Origin of the sequence: Sphaerisporangium album, assembly GCF_003323745.1 — a bacterium.
In the GTDB taxonomy this organism is placed as follows: domain Bacteria; phylum Actinomycetota; class Actinomycetes; order Streptosporangiales; family Streptosporangiaceae; genus Sphaerisporangium; species Sphaerisporangium album.
The window spans coordinates 17,362-31,911 of sequence record NZ_QOIL01000025.1; the positions used below are offsets into that span (position 1 = coordinate 17,362).

Consider the following 14,550-nt stretch of genomic DNA (forward strand, 5'->3'; position numbering starts at 1 on the left):
ACGTGGGGCCGGGTCAGGTGAGGGACTTGGTGACCAGGGCGGAGATGGGGGCGATGGTGGTGAAGTCGCCAGAGGTGAAGCGGGTCTTGGTGACGGCGAAGGCGATGTCGTTGGTCAGGTCGACATCGGCCACGCTGCCGCCGGCGCCCGGCCAGCCGATGATGGTGGCGCCGGCGGGCGCGTCGGGCACCGGGCGGCCGATCGAGTAGCCCAGCGCGTACTGGGTGGGCATGCCGAAGATCTGGTCGGTGTCGGCGACGGCCACCGCCGAGATCTCGGCCAGCCGCTCGGCCGACACCAGCGGCTTGGTCCCGGGAAGCTGCCCGGCCAGCGCCGCGTACACCTTGGCCACGCCACGCGCGGTCAGCGTGCCACCGGCCGGGATGTCGGCCTTGAGGTAGTCGTCGCGATTGCACAGCTCGGCCGACAGCTGCACGGCCGGCGGCGCGATCTTGAAGAAGGTCGGCATCATCGCGCGTAGCTGCTCGATGTCGATCTGCGGGCCCGTCTGCTCCAGCCGCGCGACCCGCGACAGCTCGGTCTCGGGGACGCCCAGGTAGATCTCCCGCTCCAGTCCCAGCGGCCGGGCGATCTGCTCGTGCAGGACCTGGGAGATGGGCTTGCCGGTGGCGCGGCGGACGATTTCGCCCAGGATGTAGCCGAAGGTCTGGGGGTGGTAGCCGACCTTGGTGCCCGGCTCCCACCACGGCTCGGTCCCGGCCAGCGCGGTGGTGATCTTGTCCCAGTCGAGCAGGTCGTCGGCGGTGGTGTCCTCGGGGACGCCCGGGACGCCGACGGTGAAGGCCAGCGCGTGGCGGATGGTCGCGGCCTGCTTGCCGTGCGCGGCGAACTCCGGCCACACCTCGGAGATGGGGGTGTCGTAGGAGAACACGCCCTGCTCGGCCAGCACGTGCACCACGGCGCTGGTGAGGGACTTGCCGGTGGAGCTGCTGTAGATCGGGGTGTCGCTGGTGATCGCGCGCCCGGTGGCCGGGTCGGTGCCGGCGACCGCGTCCACGACCAGGTCACCGTCCTTGTACACGGCGACCTGCAGCCCCCGCTCGGCTCCGGACTCGACCAGCTCGTCGATGGTGTTCTGCACCTGCTGCTGAAGGTCGCTCATGGCTATCGCTTCTGTTCTGTGATGGATGGGAGGGAGGTCTCAGGTCGTGTACGGACGCTCGGCCCGCGCGGCGCGCAGGGCGTGCGCCCACCAGGCGAGCTGGTCCAAGGTCGTCTTGATGGCGCTGTTGCAGTCCGCGCCCGGTCTCGGCCAGCTCCCGTCGGCGGCGAACAGCTCCCAGTAGCAGGGGAGGCTGATCGTGTTGCGGATCGGCACGGCGTGCAGTTCGGTGAAGACCTGGCGCAACTGGGCGACGGCGTGCAGTCCGCCCGACTCCCTGCCATAGGAGACGAAGGTGACGGGCTTGGCCTTCCATTCCTCGTAATACCAGTCGATGGCGGTCTTCAGCGGCGCCGGAAAGCTCTGGTTGTACTCGGGCGTGACGATGACGAAGGCGTCGGCGGCGGCGAGGCGGGGCGCGAGGGCGCGGACCTGGGGCGGGATGGCCTCGTCCTGGTCGGTGAGCGTCTCGGGCAGGCGGGTCTCGGCCAGGTCGATCAGGTCGACGTCGAGGTCTCCACGCCTGACGGCACGGGCGCTGAACCAGCGGGCCACCGTGGGGCCGAACCGGCCGTTACGGGTGCTGCCGATGATGACGGCCACCCGCAACCTATGGCTCTCCGGCATCTCCGGCCTCCTCAGCGCTCACGTCCGCCTCGACGTTCTCACTGTGCCCGGCGCCGTTTACGGTTTGTTGCTCACGGGCTTACGGCCCTCTGCTCACGTCCTCACGCCGGGGTGGCGGCGGCGCGTCAAAGCCGCGTCGGTTCTCCGGGCACAGCCGTCAGAAGGGCGTCAAGAGCAGATATCAGACGCCTTCTCTCGTCCTAGCGTGGCGTTCGAGGCGAATGTGAAGGGCCTCGAGAACCGCTGCCAGGAGGAAAGATCGTGGGAACCGAAGCCGATCCGCTGTTAGTGGTCCCGGTGCGAGGGGCCGACGTCGTGTCGCTGCGCCTGTTCCGGACGGTCGCCGGGGCGAGGACGGCCGTCGCTTTCTCCTCGCCCCTGGCGCTGACCAGGGTGCTCGGCGAGGGGCAGCACTGGATCCGCCTCAGCGAACCCGCCCTGCGGCACATGCTCGCCGATCTCGGTGTCACCGGGATCGTCCTCGACCCCGCGGGCGCCACGCCCGCCCGCGCCCCCGAGCGCGGCGTCGTGCGGGCCGCGTGATGTGCGTCCTGGCGCAGTCCCTGGAGACCACCGGAGACCTCACCGAGGACCCCGCCGTCCCCGCGGCCGAGGACTCCGCCGACATCCCCGAAGACCCCGCGGGAGGCGAGGCCCCATGTCTCTCATGACCGAAACCACCCACTGGCCGTGGTCCGCGACCACGGTGTTCGAGCCCGACGGCGACGCCACCGTCTCGGGAGCGTCCCTGACGGCGATCGCGAACCGGTTCGGCACGCCCACCTATGTCGTCGACGAGACCGACGTCCGCGGGCGGTGCCGCGCCTACCGGGCGGCCCTGCCGGACGCCGAGATCGCCTACGCGGCCAAGGCGTTCCTCTGCCGCGCGATGGCCGGCTGGATCCGCGCCGAGGGCCTCGGCCTGGACGTGTGCAGCGGCGGCGAACTGGCGGTCGCGCGGGCGTCCGGCTTCCCGGCGGAACGGATCCTCTTCCACGGCAACGCCAAGACGCCGCACGAGTTGCAGTACGCGGTCGCCGAGGGCGTGGGGCGGATCGTCGTGGACAACATCGCCGAGATCAACCGCCTAGCGGCGCTGGTCCCGGCGGGCCGGCGGCAGAAGGTGCTGATCCGGGTCATCCCCGACATCGACGCCGGAGTCTGCGCGGCCGTCCGCACCGGGGGAGAGGACCAGAAGTTCGGCCTCTCGATCGCCACGGGCGCCGCAGGCGACGCCGTGGGACGGGTCCTGGCGCAGCCCCGGCTGCGGCTCGCCGGCCTGCACTGCCACCTGGGCTCCCAGATCTGCGCGCCCGAGCCGTACGAGGCCGCCGCGCGGGTGATGGTCGAGCAGATGGCCCGCATCCGCGAAGGCCACGGGATCGCCCTGCCCGAGCTGGACCTCGGTGGCGGGCACGGCATCGCCTACCTCGAAGGAGAGCACGGGCTGGACATCCCGTCCTACGCCCGCCGGCTGACCGCGGCCGTCGAGGATCGGTGCGCCGGCCTCGGGCTGCCCGCGCCCCGGCTGATCGTCGAACCCGGGCGGGCCATCAGCGGGCCCGCGGGCCTGACCTTGTACCGGGTCATCTCCCTCAAGAAGGGCCTCAACCGGACGTACGTCGCCGTCGACGGCGGCATGAGCGACAACCCCCGCCACGCCCTGTACGGCGCGCCGTACGAGATGCGGCTGATCGGGCGCAGGACGCACGCGGGCACGCGCGCCGTGACCGTGGTCGGGCACCACTGCGAGGCCGGGGACACCCTCGCCGAGGACGTGCCGCTGCCCGCCGACGTCCACCCCGGCGACCTGATCGCCGTGGCCGCCACCGGCGCGTACCACCACTCGATGGCCTCGACCTACAACCTCACCGGCCGCCCGCCCGTGGTCGCCGTCGGCGAGGCCGGGCCCCGCCTGGTGGTCCGCAGGGAGGACCCGGACGATCTGATGCGCCGGGACGTCGGGTTCTAGGCCGGAGCCGTGACCTTGAGGATCTTGAGGAACTCGCGCATCCAGGCGGGGTGGTCCGGCCAGGCGCGGCCGGTGACCAGGTTGCCGTCGATGTGCGCCTCGCTGTCCACCCAGGTCGCCCCGGCCAGCTCGACGTCGGGCGCGCAGGCGGGGTAAGCGCTGCTCGACCGGCCCTTCAGCACACCGGCGGCGGCCAGGACCAGCGGGCCGTGGCACAGCGCGGCGATGGGCAGGCCGTTCTCGGCGAAGTGGCGCACGATGCGGCGGCAGTCGGCGTCGTTGCGGATGTACTCGGGCGCGCGCCCGCCAGGGATCACCAGCGCCGCGTAGGCGGACGGGTCGACGTCCGCGAAGGCGACGTCGGCGGGCCAGGAGTGGCCGGGCTTCTCGGTGTAGGTGTCGAAGCCGGCCACGAAGTCGTGCACGACGAACTGGAGCTTCTTGGCGCTCGGCGCGGCGATGTCGACCTCGTATCCCTCCTCAAGCAGCCGCTGGTACGGATACATCACCTCGAGATCCTCGGCCGCGTCACCGGTGATGATCAGAACTCTCGCCATCGCGGACACCCCTCCCTCGTCCGTGCGTCCTTCCCCGTCGATCGTGTCGAGCCGCCCCCTGCCCGGTCAACCACCAAGCTATGTCCCGTTCCGGTTCGTACGGGACACGACACCGGCGCCGGCGGCGACGGGCTAACCGCCCACCAGATCAGGAGGGCCGCCGCGCACACGCCGGCGACGGCCAGGACGACGGGCAGCGCGCGTCTGAGGTCCACGTAAGTGAGACGTCCGCTTCATCCGTTCGGTTCGCCGCGCCGGGGCCCATCGGGCCGGGGAAAGCAGAAAGCCCAGGCCGTCGGCCTGGGCTTCTGATGGTGGGCGATACTGGGATTGAACCAGTGGCCTCTACCGTGTCAAGGTAGCGCTCTCCCACTGAGCTAATCGCCCTCGATGAGGAATCAGAGCGGACGACGGGATTCGAACCCGCGACCCTCACCTTGGCAAGGTGATGCTCTACCAGCTGAGCCACGTCCGCGCGATCACCAAGAACCTCGGAGGGCCCTTGCCGACGCCTGGTACAACTTTACCGGATCCCGGAAGTGCGAGATCCCGTCGAGGTGGAGACGGGATTTGAACCCGTGTACGCGGCTTTGCAGGCCGCTGCCTCGCCTCTCGGCCACTCCACCAGGATCTTTCGAGCGGACGACGGGATTCGAACCCGCGACCCTCACCTTGGCAAGGTGATGCTCTACCAGCTGAGCCACGTCCGCGTGAGCCCCGGGAACGCTCCCCGGTCACGCAAAGACTCTAGCGCGTCCACGGACCTGGTGTGCGCAGTCCGCCGCGTGAGCCGTCTTCGAACGTGCGAACCTGACCGGCGGCCCGCCCTCCCGTGGCATCCTCGGGCGAGGTGGGCGGCGCGCGGCGCGTGACCGGCCGGTTCGCGGGTACTGGGCGTCCATGCCCCTGCCGGATCGGGAGCGCCCGGTGTGCTCGACGTGTCCATTGCCTGCTCGATGCCGGACGGCAAGCCCTTCTAGTGCGTATCCTTGCCCGAATTCGGGCAGAAATCTTGGCGTGTCATCTCTTTCCTGCGTAAAGTCCTGGCCTGTGTCAACGGCCCGGCATTCCTACGAGGATCTGATCACCCACCTGACCCGGACGACCTCCCTCGGCCCGGGGGAGGCGGCACGGGTCGTGGCGGAGGTGGTGGCCTACTTCTCCGAGTCCGTCGAGGAGTACGTCCGCCGCCGTCACAGTGAGATGAAGGCCCGAGGTCTCACCAACGATCAGATCTTCCCCGGTATCGCCGCCGAGCTGTCGGCCCGCCGCGTCGCGGCCCCCGAGCTGTCCCTGCGCCAACTGCGCCGCATCGTGTACGGCTAGCGCCAAGGAGATTGAAATGTGCGGAATCGTCGCTTATATCGGGCCGAAGGACGCGGCGCCGATCCTTCTGGAAGGACTGCAGCGCCTGGAGTACCGAGGCTACGACTCGGCCGGTCTCGTGGTGAACAACAAAGGGCTGAAAGTACGCAAGGTCAAGGGCAGGGTCGCCGACCTGGCCGGGGCCGTGCCCGCGCGGTTCAAGGGCGGTCTCGGCATCGGGCACACCCGCTGGGCCACGCACGGCGTGCCCAACGACGTCAACGCCCACCCCCACCTGGACACCAAGGAGCGCATCGCGGTCGTCCACAACGGCATCATCGAGAACGCCGACGAACTGCGCGCCAAGCTGATCGCCGACGGCGCCGTGTTCGTCTCCGAGACCGACACCGAGGTGCTCGCCCACCTGATCGCCCGCACCGTCCAGGACACCGGCTCGCTGGAGGAGGCCGTCAGGAAGGCGCTGAAGAGCGTCGTCGGCACCTACGGCATCGCCGTCGTGGACGCCGAGCGCGGCTCCGAGATCGTCGTCGCCCGCAACGGCAGCCCGATCGTGATCGGCATCGGCGAGAAGGAGATGTTCTGCGCCTCCGACGTCGCCGCGCTGGTCCGCTACACCCGCCAGGTCGTCCACCTGGAGGACGGCGAGCTCGCCGTGCTGAAGGCCGACGGCTTCCACACGTTCACCATGGACGCCCGCGCCACGTCCAAGGAGCCGCTGACCGTCGACTGGGACGCCGGGCACTACGACACCGGCGGGTACGAGCACTACCTGCTCAAGGAGATCTCCGACCAGCCCGAGTCGGTGGCGCGCACGCTGCGCGGGCGCCTCGACGACCGCTTCCACATCGCCCACCTGGGCGGGCTCAACCTCGACCCCCGCGAGACCCGCGCCTTCCGCCGCGTCAAGATCATCGGCTGTGGCTCGGCCTACTACGCCGGCCAGATCGGCGCCCAGCTCATCGAGGAGCTCGCCCGCATCCCCGCCGACGCCGAGCCCGCCTCCGAGTTCCGCTACCGCAGCCCCGTGGTCGAGCACGACACGTTGTACGTCGCCGTCAGCCAGTCGGGCGAGACCTACGACACGCTCGCCGCCGTCCAGGAGTTGAAGCGCAAGGGCGGGCGCGTGCTCGGCGTCGTCAACGCGGTCGGCAGCGCCATCGCCCGCGAGGTGGACGGCGGCGTCTACCTGCACGCGGGGCCCGAGGTCTCGGTGGCCTCCACCAAGGCGTTCACCTCGACGGCCGTCGCGTTCGCGCTGATCGCGCTGCACTTCGGCCGCGTCCGCGACCTGTCCCCCTCCGACGGGCGGCGCATCGCCGACGGGCTCAGGAGGCTGCCCGAGCAGATCGAGCGGATCGTCGAGCAGGGCGACGCCATCGCCGCCCTCGCCCGCAAGTACGCGCCCCACCCCGGCATGATGTTCGTCGGGCGGGTGCGCGGGTACCCGGTGGCCCGCGAGGGCGCGCAGAAGCTCAAGGAGATCTCCTACGTGCACGCCGAGGCGTACCCGGCGAGCGAGCTGAAGCACGGCCCGCTGGCGCTGATCGGCCCGGACATGCCCACGGTGGCGGTCGTCCCCGACGACGAGCTGCTCGACAAGAACCTCACCACCCTCGGGGAGATCCGCGCCCGGGGCGGCAAGGTGCTCATGATCGGCCACCGCGAGCCGGACGCCAAGCTGGCCGAGGACGTCATCGTGGTGCCGAAGAACGAGGTCGAGCTGGACCCGATCCTCCTCGGCATCCCCCTCCAGCTCTTCGCCTACCACGCGGCCGTCGCCCTGGAGCGCGACGTCGACAAGCCGCGCAACCTGGCCAAGAGCGTCACCGTCGAGTGACGTCTCCGGGCTGACCTGTCGACGCGTGCCCGCCCGGCTTCCCGGTCCCCGGACGGGCGCGCTCGTCCGGGGACCGGGACCCACCGTGCGGGGCACGGCCGGGCGGGTGGGTCGTACAGTCGTCGGGTGAGCAATCTGGAAAGCGATCCTCAGGAGACGGTGTGCGAGGGCTCGGCGCAGGCCGCGGGTGTCGCGCACGAGCTGCTGGAGGGACGGGACGTCGTCCTCGGCGGCACCCGGGGCATGAAGGTGACCCGCAGCCTCCCCGGCCGCGACCGCCGCATGGTCGGCGCGTGGTGCTTCGTCGACCACTACGGCCCCGAGCCCGCCGCCATGCGGGTGGCCCCCCACCCGCACACCGGCCTCCAGACGGTCACCTGGCTGCTCGAAGGGGAGGTCCTGCACCGCGACAGCCTCGGCAGCGAGCAGGTGATCACCCCCGGGCGGCTGAACCTCATGACGGCCGGCCGCGCGATCTCCCACGCCGAGGAGTCGCCGGTGGAGGGCGTCCTGCACGGCGTCCAGCTCTGGGTGGCGCTCCCCGACGCGTCCCGGCACACCGAGCCGGCGTTCGACCATCACCCCGACCTGCCGGTGCTGACCGGGCCGGGCGTCAGGACGACCGTCATCATCGGCGAGCTCGGCGGGGCGACCTCACCCGCGCGCGCCTACACCCCGCTCGTCGGCGCCGAGCTGGCCCTGGAGGAGGGCGCGGCGACCACCCTGCACGTCCGGCCCGACTTCGAGTACGCCGCGCTGGTGATGAGCGGCGCGGCCGAGGTGGACGGCGCCGCCCTGGAGCCAGGGCCGCTGCTGTACCTCGGGCAGGGGCGCACCGAGCTGGCCTTCGCCGCGGGACCCGCGAGCCGGGTGCTGCTGCTCGGCGGCGAGCCGTTCGAGGAGCGGCTCGTCATGTGGTGGAACTTCGTCGGCCGCACCCACGAGGAGATCGAGCGGTTCCGCAAGGAATGGGCGGAGGGCACCGCGTTCGGCGCCGTCGAGGGCTTCGACGGCGCGCCGCTGCCCGCCCCGGCCCTGCCCGGCGCCCGCCTGAAGGCCCGCCCCCGCCACCGCTGAGGAACCGCCGGGGCTGACGGACCGTCCGACGCCGCCGGCGAGCCCCCGTCACCGGACGGTCCGGCGCCCGGCCGTCCGGTGACGCTCACCCGCCCGTGACGGCGGGCCGGACGCGGGGCAGGCCGAACGTCTCGAACAGCCCGGGGCTCATGAAGTTCGCCACGTGGGTGATGCCCGCCGGGGCCACCGTCAGCACCTGCAGGGTGAAGGCCCTGTAGCCGCCGTCCTCGCCGTCTCGCAGGTACAGCCCGAACGCGGGCCGGCCGTTGGCGGTGACCGGCACCAGGAGGACGCGGCCCGGGCGTGCCGGGCACACCGTCTCCAGATGGCGGGCGATGCGCTCGCGGCCCTGATACCAGGCGGTGTAGGGCGGCATCTCCCAGACGGCGTCGGCCCTGAACAGCTCGACGATCGCGCCGACGTCCTTGCGCTCGAAGGCCGCGACGTACCGGTCGAGCAGCTCGCGCTCGCGGGCCGCCGTGGGCTCCGCGACGGTCTCCTCGCTCGGCGACACGCGGGCGAGCTGGGCGCGGGCGCGCTGCAGGAGGCTGTTCACCGCCGTCGTCGTGAGGTCCAGCATCGACGCGACCTCGGCGGCCCGCCACTGCATGACGTCCCGGAGGATCAGCACGGCCCGCTGGCGCGGCGGCAGGTGCTGCAGGGCCGCGACGAACGCCAGGCGCACGCTCTCGCGCGAGGTCACGATCGCGGCCGGGTCGGCGGGGGCCGCCCCGGCGAGCGCGTCGGGCAGCGGCTCCAGCCAGGTGACCTCGGGCAGGGCGGTCAGAGGATCGGCGGGGTCGGCTCCGGGCCCGCCCAGACCGGTGGGCAGGGCGCGGCGGCCTCGGCTCCGCAGGGCCGTCAGGCACGCGGACGTCGCGATGCGGTACAGCCACGTCCGCAGCGACGAGCGCCCCTCGAAGCCGTCGAAGGAACGCCACGCGCGCAGGTAGGTCTCCTGCACCAGGTCTTCCGCGTCGTGCACCGAGCCCGTCATCCGATAGCAGTGGGCCAGGAGCTCGCGCCGGAACGGATCGGCCAGGCGAGGGAAGTCCTGCCTCGGATGGGTGTGTGCTGGTTCGACCTGGGTTCTCGTCATGACCGTGACCTTTCGTCCCCCTCATTCGGCGCCGGCCGAGGGCCGTCGGCCCAGCCCACCGGTGTCCGTCCCTGTATAGCGCCCGCCTACGACGAAAACGTGAGCCAGGCGCCGTCCGGGTGGCTGAGAGACGGCGGAGCCGGGAGTGGGTGGTCTGGGAGAATGGCGGGCGTGTGGATCCGCGGCCTGGTCGCCCCGCTCGTCAGCGGCACGACGTACCGGCGCGCCGTCCACCTGCTGCTCGGCGCGGTCCTGCTCCTGCCGTACGTCCTGCTCGGCGTGGCCTTCGCCGGCATGTTCGCCGTCCCCGGCGCGCCGTACGGGCTGCTCGTGCTCGTGCTCGCCCTCGTCGCCGTGATCGGCCTGGTGCCGCCGTTCCTGCGCGGCACGCGCGCCCTGGAGATCGCGGCCGCGCGCTCGCTGCTCGGCGTGGCCCTTCCCGACCCGCCCGTGACGGCCGAGCCCGGCCGGGCAGGGCGTGAGACCCGCCTGCGGGCGGCCCTGTGGTTCGCGGTCCACTTGGTCGCCGGGGGACTGGTCGGGTTACTACTGCTCATCCCGCTGGTGATGGGGCTGGCGTTCGCCGGCGAGTCGCTCGGCATCGTGAGCGGCGCCCTCGACGGGATGTGGCTCGGGCCGCTGGACCGGCACGGCAGCCTGTGGCTCGGGTTGCTCGGCGTGCTCATGCCGGTCGGCGTGCTCTACGCCGTCGCCGGGCTCGGCGGCCTCGCGGCCGTGATGGCGCCGGTGCTGCTCGGCCCGTCCTCCTCCGAGCGGATCGCCGCGCTGGAGGCGCGCGCCGCCAGGCTGGCCGAGCGCAACCGCCTGGCCCGCGAGCTTCACGACTCCATCGGCCACGCGCTGACCGTGACGACGTTACAGGCCGCCGCCGCGCGCGAGCTGCTGCGCACCGATCCGGACTTCGCGGGCCGCGCCCTCGCCGCCATCGAGGAGACCGGCCGCGCCGCGGCGGAGGACCTGGACCGCGTGCTCGGCATGCTGCGCGAGCCCGACCCCGCCGAGGCGCCCGCGTTCGCGGGCGACCGCATGGCCGGAATCGCGGACGGTGGCACGTTCGGGATCATCGGTGACGGCACGGCCGGGTTCGCGGACGGTGGCGTCCGTCCTGTCGGCGGCTCGTCCGAGGACGGCGCCCCCCACCACGGGCTGGCCGACCTGGGCCGCCTCGTGGAACACTCGCGTGGCACGGGCGTCGAGGTGCGCGCCCAGGTCGTGGGGCCGGTGGCGGAGCTGTCGGCCCCCGTGTCGCGCGAGGGGTATCGCATCATCCAGGAGAGCCTCACCAACGTGCTGCGGCACGCGGGCCCGGTCCCGGTGGCGGTGCGCGTCGCCGCCGACGCCCGCACGCTGGCCATCGACGTGACCAACCCCGTGACCGGCTCCCTCGTGCGCCGCGAGGGCGGGCGGGGGCTGGCGGGCATGCGCGAGCGCGTCATCCTGCTCGGCGGCTCCATGTCCGCCGGGCCTGACGGCGGGCGGTGGAAGGTGTCCGTACGCCTGCCGGTGGAACGGCCCCGATGAATGCGCCCGTATTCCGCCCTGTTGCCGATACCTCGATACGCGTGGGCATCGTCGACGACGAGGAGCTGATCCGGGTGGGGCTGCGCGTCATCGTCGACGCACAGCCCGATCTGGAGGTCGTCGGCGAGGCGGCCGACGGGGCCGAGGTGATGGCGTTGGTGGCGCGCTCCCGCCCCGACGTGCTGCTCATGGACGTGCGGATGCCCGCCATCGACGGCATCGAGGCGACGCGCCGCCTGCTGGCCGCCTCCGCCGCGCCCCCGAAGGTGCTCGTCGTCACCACGTTCGAGAACGACGACCACGTGTACGAGGCGCTGCGGGCGGGCGCGAGCGGCTTCCTGCTCAAGCGCGCCCGCCCGGCGGAGGTGGTGCAGGCCGTGCGGGTGGTGGCGCGGGGAGAGTCTCTGGTGTTCCCGGCCGCGATCCGCCGCCTGGCCGGCGCCCACGGGCGCGGGCCCGCGGCCACGGGCCCGGCCGCCGACCGGCTGCGCCGCGCCCGGCTGACCGAACGGGAGGAGGCCGTCCTGCGGCTCATGGCCACCGGCCTGTCCAACGCCGAGATCGCCGCCCACCTCGTGGTCGGAGCCGAGACCGTCAAGACCCATGTCGGCAACATCCTCACCAAACTCGCCGTCCGTGACCGCACGCAGGCGGTGATCGCCGCCTACGAGTCCGGCTTCGTCAGCCCCGAGGGGTGACCGGGAGGGCCCGCCTCGGAGGCCGGAGGGCCGGACGCGCGGGACACGAGCTCGCCGCACATGCCGTCGAGGGCCGCGCGCGCCGGGGAGTCCGGCAGGGCGCCGAGGGCGCGCCGGGCCCGGTCCGCGTACCGCTCGACCTCGGCGCGGGCCTGGGCGAGGCCCGGGGAGTCCCGCAGCAGGCGGGTCACGGCGGCCAGGCGGTTCGCGTCCGTGATCGGCCCCCGGGCCACCAGCCTGCGCAGCCTCGCCGGTCCGCGGCCCCGCCCCCGCAGGGCCCGCAGCATCGGCAGCGTGGGCACGCCCTGCCGCAGGTCCGCGCCCGCGGGTTTCCCCGCGCGCGCGGACGGCTCGGCGAGGTCGAGCACGTCGTCGCACAACTGGAAGGCGATGCCGTACGCCTCCGCGAACTCGCCGAGCGCGTCGCGGAGCTCGGGGCGCGCCCCCGCGGCGTGCGCCCCGAGCCGCGCGGCCAGCGCGAACAACGCGGCCGTCTTGTCGGCGATGACCCTCATGTAGTACCGCTCGGGGTCACCGTTCCGTACGTCGCGACGTCCCCCCCGGTCGCCGCATCGCACGGTGGAGCCCGGTCCCGGGACGGCGGCCCGCGTCCTGGCATGCTGGTGCCGGCCGGTGGCCACGCCGGCGGCTTCGCGGATCTGCCCGGCGACGAGGCGGGTCAGCATCCTGGCCTGCTCCTCGGCGGCGGCCGGTCCGAGGGGCGCGGCCAGTTCGGCGGACTTGGCGACCAGGTAGTCCCCGGCGAGGATGGCCACGCGGTTCCCCCACCGCGCGTTGACGCTGGGCACGCCGCGGCGCGTCGCGGCCTCGTCCATCACGTCGTCGTGGTACAGCGACGCCACGTGCGCCAGCTCGACGGCCGCCGCCGCGCGGATCACGCCGGGCCGTCCGGGGTCGCCGAACGTCGCGGCGAGCAGGGCGATCCTCGGGCGCAGCCGCTTGCCGCCCGCGCCGAGCAGGTGCGTGGCGACGGAGGTCAGGAAGGGGTCGCCCGGGCTGCGCAGGGACGAGGCCAGCAGATCCTCCACCTCGGCCAGCGCCCGCCGCGTCCACATGGCCAGGCCGTCGTCCGTGCCGGGGGCGCCGGTCGGGGAGACGCGGTCGCCGCTCCGGTCGGGGACGCGGTGGTGCCGGCGGGAGGGCGCCGGTCCGGCGGCGAGGGTGGCGGGTTCGGGAACCCCGCGCATGTCAGCCCTCCCGCCCGCAGGTCCGGCAGGCGCCGCGGCGTCGCGGGGCCGATGAGGGCTGCGGGGGCGGCCCCGGAGTGGCGGGCGACACCGGCGACGAGGACGAACTCGCCGTGTGCTGTGCCATCGACACGATGATCTCCTTGGCGGGAACACGAATTCAGCGCACTCCCACGTTCCCGCCCGGCCCGCCCCCGGCGACTCCCCCCACATCGGGAACTCCCTCCCCCGCATGGGGGACACGTCCGGAGCCCTCCCTCCGGGCGGCTCTACTCCACCCGGCCGTTCCCTTCACTTCCGGCTCGGCCGCGATCACACCTGGTGCGGCGCGCGCGGTCGCCGAGGAGCGACCCGCGGATGGTCTGTACGGGGCCGGGCGGGGGCCGTGTGTGGGGGCGGTGATCTGGGCATTTAGGTGATATCGGGGGAAAGGGCGTGAACCATGCGTCGTCGCCAGGTGCTCGCGCTCGGGGCGGGGCTTGTCGCAATGGCCACCGGATGCGGGAGCGCCACCGACTCCCGCAGGCTCGCCTCCGCCACGGTGTCGATGGTGGTTCCAGGGCCGGCGGGCGGCGAGACGGACATGATCGCCCGGTCGCTCAAAGGAGTGGCCGAGCGCGAGGCGCTGGCCGGGGCGGTGCGGGTCGTCAACCGTCCCCTGGAGTCGGCGCTGGCCGAGTTCACCCGCGCCCGGCAACCCGGCCTGATGCTGATGGCCGAGCCCGAGCTGGTCGGGACGGTGCGGGCCGTCCGCCAGGCCACCGCCTTCGCCGGCACCACCCCGCTGGCCCGCCTCTGCGGCGAGTGGGAGCTCCTCGTCGTCCCGGCGGCCTCGCGGCTGGCGACGTTCGGCGCGTTCGCCGACGCGCTGCGGCGCGACCCGTCCCGGCTCGCCGTCGCGGGCAGGAACACGGGCGGGGTCGACCACGTCCTGCTCGGCATGCTGGCCCAGAGCCTCGGCGTCGACCCGCGCCTGGTCCGGTACGCGGCCTATCCGACCTGCGAGGAGGCCGTCGCCGCGCTGGCCGCCGGACGCGTTCCCGTCGCCATCTCCGGGCACGCGGCGGTGCGGGCGCGCGTGCGGTCGGGGGAGCTGCGGGTGCTCGCGGTGTCCTCGCCCGACCGCCTCGCGGGCGTCGAGGCCCCGACCCTGCTGGAGTCGGACGTCCACCTGTACTGCGCGAACTGGCGGGGCCTGCTGGGCCCGGCCGGCCTGGCAGAGACCGACAGGGCGGCCCTGGTCCAGATGTGCCGCGGCGTCGCCGACTCCCCGCGCTGGCAGGCGATCTGCGTGCGCAACGGCTGGACCCCGCTGTACCTGGACGGCGACGACTTCCGCCAATGGCTGGGCGTGGAGTCCGCCCGCCTCGGCCGCGCCCTCGGCGACCTCGGCGTCCGCGTCTAGAGCCACGCCGTGCCGGGCCGCTCGTGCCTCTCCCGCCGGTCGTTGCCCCGCGCCGCCATCTGGGCGGCCATGCCGCGTA

At 73.1% G+C, this 14,550-nt stretch carries 14 protein-coding genes and 4 tRNA genes; 9 read left to right on the forward strand and 9 right to left on the reverse strand.

Features of this window, described 5'->3' with window-relative positions; translation table 11 throughout:
• Positions 1-13: 13 nt before the first annotated feature.
• Positions 14-1,123, reverse strand: coding sequence for a serine hydrolase domain-containing protein (locus DQ384_RS33365; protein ID WP_114032868.1), 1,110 nt, complete (start codon positions 1,121-1,123; stop codon positions 14-16).
• Between the two features lie 39 nt (positions 1,124-1,162).
• Positions 1,163-1,750 (reverse strand): NADPH-dependent FMN reductase, encoded by a 588-nt coding sequence (locus DQ384_RS33370; RefSeq protein WP_114032869.1) that lies wholly within the window; start codon positions 1,748-1,750, stop codon positions 1,163-1,165.
• Positions 1,751-2,011: 261 nt separating this feature from the next.
• Here DQ384_RS33370 and DQ384_RS33375 point away from each other — a divergent pair, with 261 nt between their 5' ends.
• From DQ384_RS33375 to lysA, 3 genes are read left to right on the forward strand one after another with little or no spacing between them, the layout of a single operon-like run.
• On the forward strand, positions 2,012-2,293 hold the full coding sequence (locus DQ384_RS33375; protein WP_220183274.1) for an SAV_915 family protein: 282 nt from the start codon (positions 2,012-2,014) through the stop codon (positions 2,291-2,293).
• Positions 2,290-2,421 (forward strand): hypothetical protein, encoded by a 132-nt coding sequence (locus tag DQ384_RS43835; protein ID WP_281274156.1) that lies wholly within the window; start codon positions 2,290-2,292, stop codon positions 2,419-2,421. The genes DQ384_RS33375 and DQ384_RS43835 overlap by 4 nt, the downstream gene beginning before the upstream one ends.
• Positions 2,418-3,722: a diaminopimelate decarboxylase gene (lysA, locus tag DQ384_RS33380; protein ID WP_220183275.1), complete on the forward strand. Its 1,305-nt coding sequence runs from the start codon at positions 2,418-2,420 to the stop codon at positions 3,720-3,722. Before DQ384_RS43835 ends, lysA begins: the two co-directional genes overlap by 4 nt.
• Here lysA and DQ384_RS33385 read toward each other — a convergent pair.
• The 5 genes from DQ384_RS33385 to DQ384_RS33405 form a co-directional block, all read right to left on the reverse strand.
• Positions 3,719-4,279: a DJ-1/PfpI family protein gene (locus DQ384_RS33385; protein WP_114032954.1), complete on the reverse strand. Its 561-nt coding sequence runs from the start codon at positions 4,277-4,279 to the stop codon at positions 3,719-3,721. The genes lysA and DQ384_RS33385 overlap by 4 nt on opposite strands.
• A gap of 312 nt (positions 4,280-4,591) precedes the next feature.
• Positions 4,592-4,666, reverse strand: a tRNA-Val gene (locus DQ384_RS33390).
• 15 nt (positions 4,667-4,681) lie between these two features.
• Positions 4,682-4,754: transfer RNA gene (locus DQ384_RS33395), tRNA-Gly, on the reverse strand.
• Positions 4,755-4,834: 80 nt separating this feature from the next.
• Positions 4,835-4,905 (reverse strand) — tRNA-Cys (locus tag DQ384_RS33400).
• Positions 4,906-4,916: 11 nt separating this feature from the next.
• Positions 4,917-4,989: transfer RNA gene (locus DQ384_RS33405), tRNA-Gly, on the reverse strand.
• Positions 4,990-5,329: 340 nt separating this feature from the next.
• On the opposite strand from DQ384_RS33405, the gene DQ384_RS33410 reads away from it, so the two are divergent.
• The 3 genes from DQ384_RS33410 to DQ384_RS33420 all read left to right on the forward strand — a co-directional run bounded on the left by DQ384_RS33410 (position 5,330) and on the right by DQ384_RS33420 (position 8,519).
• The gene (locus DQ384_RS33410; protein WP_114032872.1) at positions 5,330-5,605 is read left to right on the forward strand and encodes a hypothetical protein; all 276 of its coding nucleotides are present in this window, start codon (positions 5,330-5,332) and stop codon (positions 5,603-5,605) included.
• Between the two features lie 16 nt (positions 5,606-5,621).
• Complete coding sequence (gene glmS / locus DQ384_RS33415) at positions 5,622-7,442, forward strand: glutamine--fructose-6-phosphate transaminase (isomerizing) (protein WP_114032873.1); 1,821 nt, start codon at positions 5,622-5,624, stop codon at positions 7,440-7,442.
• A gap of 126 nt (positions 7,443-7,568) precedes the next feature.
• The gene (locus DQ384_RS33420; protein WP_220183276.1) at positions 7,569-8,519 is read left to right on the forward strand and encodes a pirin family protein; all 951 of its coding nucleotides are present in this window, start codon (positions 7,569-7,571) and stop codon (positions 8,517-8,519) included.
• Positions 8,520-8,604: 85 nt separating this feature from the next.
• On the opposite strand, the gene DQ384_RS33425 is transcribed toward DQ384_RS33420, so the two are convergent.
• Positions 8,605-9,618: a sigma-70 family RNA polymerase sigma factor gene (locus DQ384_RS33425; RefSeq protein WP_114032874.1), complete on the reverse strand. Its 1,014-nt coding sequence runs from the start codon at positions 9,616-9,618 to the stop codon at positions 8,605-8,607.
• Positions 9,619-9,789: 171 nt separating this feature from the next.
• Between DQ384_RS33425 and DQ384_RS33430 the strand changes: the two genes are divergently transcribed.
• Together DQ384_RS33430 and DQ384_RS33435 are read left to right on the forward strand one after the other, a co-directional pair.
• Positions 9,790-11,160, forward strand: coding sequence for a sensor histidine kinase (locus tag DQ384_RS33430; protein WP_181871555.1), 1,371 nt, complete (start codon positions 9,790-9,792; stop codon positions 11,158-11,160).
• Positions 11,157-11,858: a response regulator transcription factor gene (locus tag DQ384_RS33435; RefSeq protein WP_114032875.1), complete on the forward strand. Its 702-nt coding sequence runs from the start codon at positions 11,157-11,159 to the stop codon at positions 11,856-11,858. Before DQ384_RS33430 ends, DQ384_RS33435 begins: the two co-directional genes overlap by 4 nt.
• Here the strand turns inward: DQ384_RS33435 and DQ384_RS33440 are convergent.
• Positions 11,825-13,066, reverse strand: a complete 1,242-nt coding sequence (locus DQ384_RS33440; protein ID WP_220183277.1) for a polyprenyl synthetase family protein — start codon at positions 13,064-13,066, stop codon at positions 11,825-11,827. The two genes, DQ384_RS33435 and DQ384_RS33440, sit on opposite strands and share 34 nt — an antisense overlap.
• A gap of 442 nt (positions 13,067-13,508) precedes the next feature.
• Here DQ384_RS33440 and DQ384_RS33445 point away from each other — a divergent pair, with 442 nt between their 5' ends.
• Positions 13,509-14,471, forward strand: coding sequence for a Bug family tripartite tricarboxylate transporter substrate binding protein (locus tag DQ384_RS33445; RefSeq protein WP_114032876.1), 963 nt, complete (start codon positions 13,509-13,511; stop codon positions 14,469-14,471).
• Positions 14,472-14,550: the final 79 nt, after the last annotated feature.

What these genes read in the sequence shown, in the direction of transcription:
- DQ384_RS33435 (WP_114032875.1), top strand. Translation starts at nt 11,157, where the DNA reads ATGAATGCGCCCGTATTCCGCCCTGTTGCCGATACCTCGATACGCGTG.
- DQ384_RS33370 (WP_114032869.1), bottom strand. Translation starts at nt 1,750, where the DNA reads ATGCCGGAGAGCCATAGGTTGCGGGTGGCCGTCATCATCGGCAGCACC.
- DQ384_RS33385 (WP_114032954.1), bottom strand. Translation starts at nt 4,279, where the DNA reads ATGGCGAGAGTTCTGATCATCACCGGTGACGCGGCCGAGGATCTCGAG.
- DQ384_RS33425 (WP_114032874.1), bottom strand. Translation starts at nt 9,618, where the DNA reads ATGACGAGAACCCAGGTCGAACCAGCACACACCCATCCGAGGCAGGAC.
- DQ384_RS33440 (WP_220183277.1), bottom strand. Translation starts at nt 13,066, where the DNA reads ATGCGCGGGGTTCCCGAACCCGCCACCCTCGCCGCCGGACCGGCGCCC.
- glmS (WP_114032873.1), top strand. Translation starts at nt 5,622, where the DNA reads ATGTGCGGAATCGTCGCTTATATCGGGCCGAAGGACGCGGCGCCGATC.
- DQ384_RS33365 (WP_114032868.1), bottom strand. Translation starts at nt 1,123, where the DNA reads ATGAGCGACCTTCAGCAGCAGGTGCAGAACACCATCGACGAGCTGGTC.
- DQ384_RS33445 (WP_114032876.1), top strand. Translation starts at nt 13,509, where the DNA reads ATGCGTCGTCGCCAGGTGCTCGCGCTCGGGGCGGGGCTTGTCGCAATG.
- lysA (WP_220183275.1), top strand. Translation starts at nt 2,418, where the DNA reads ATGACCGAAACCACCCACTGGCCGTGGTCCGCGACCACGGTGTTCGAG.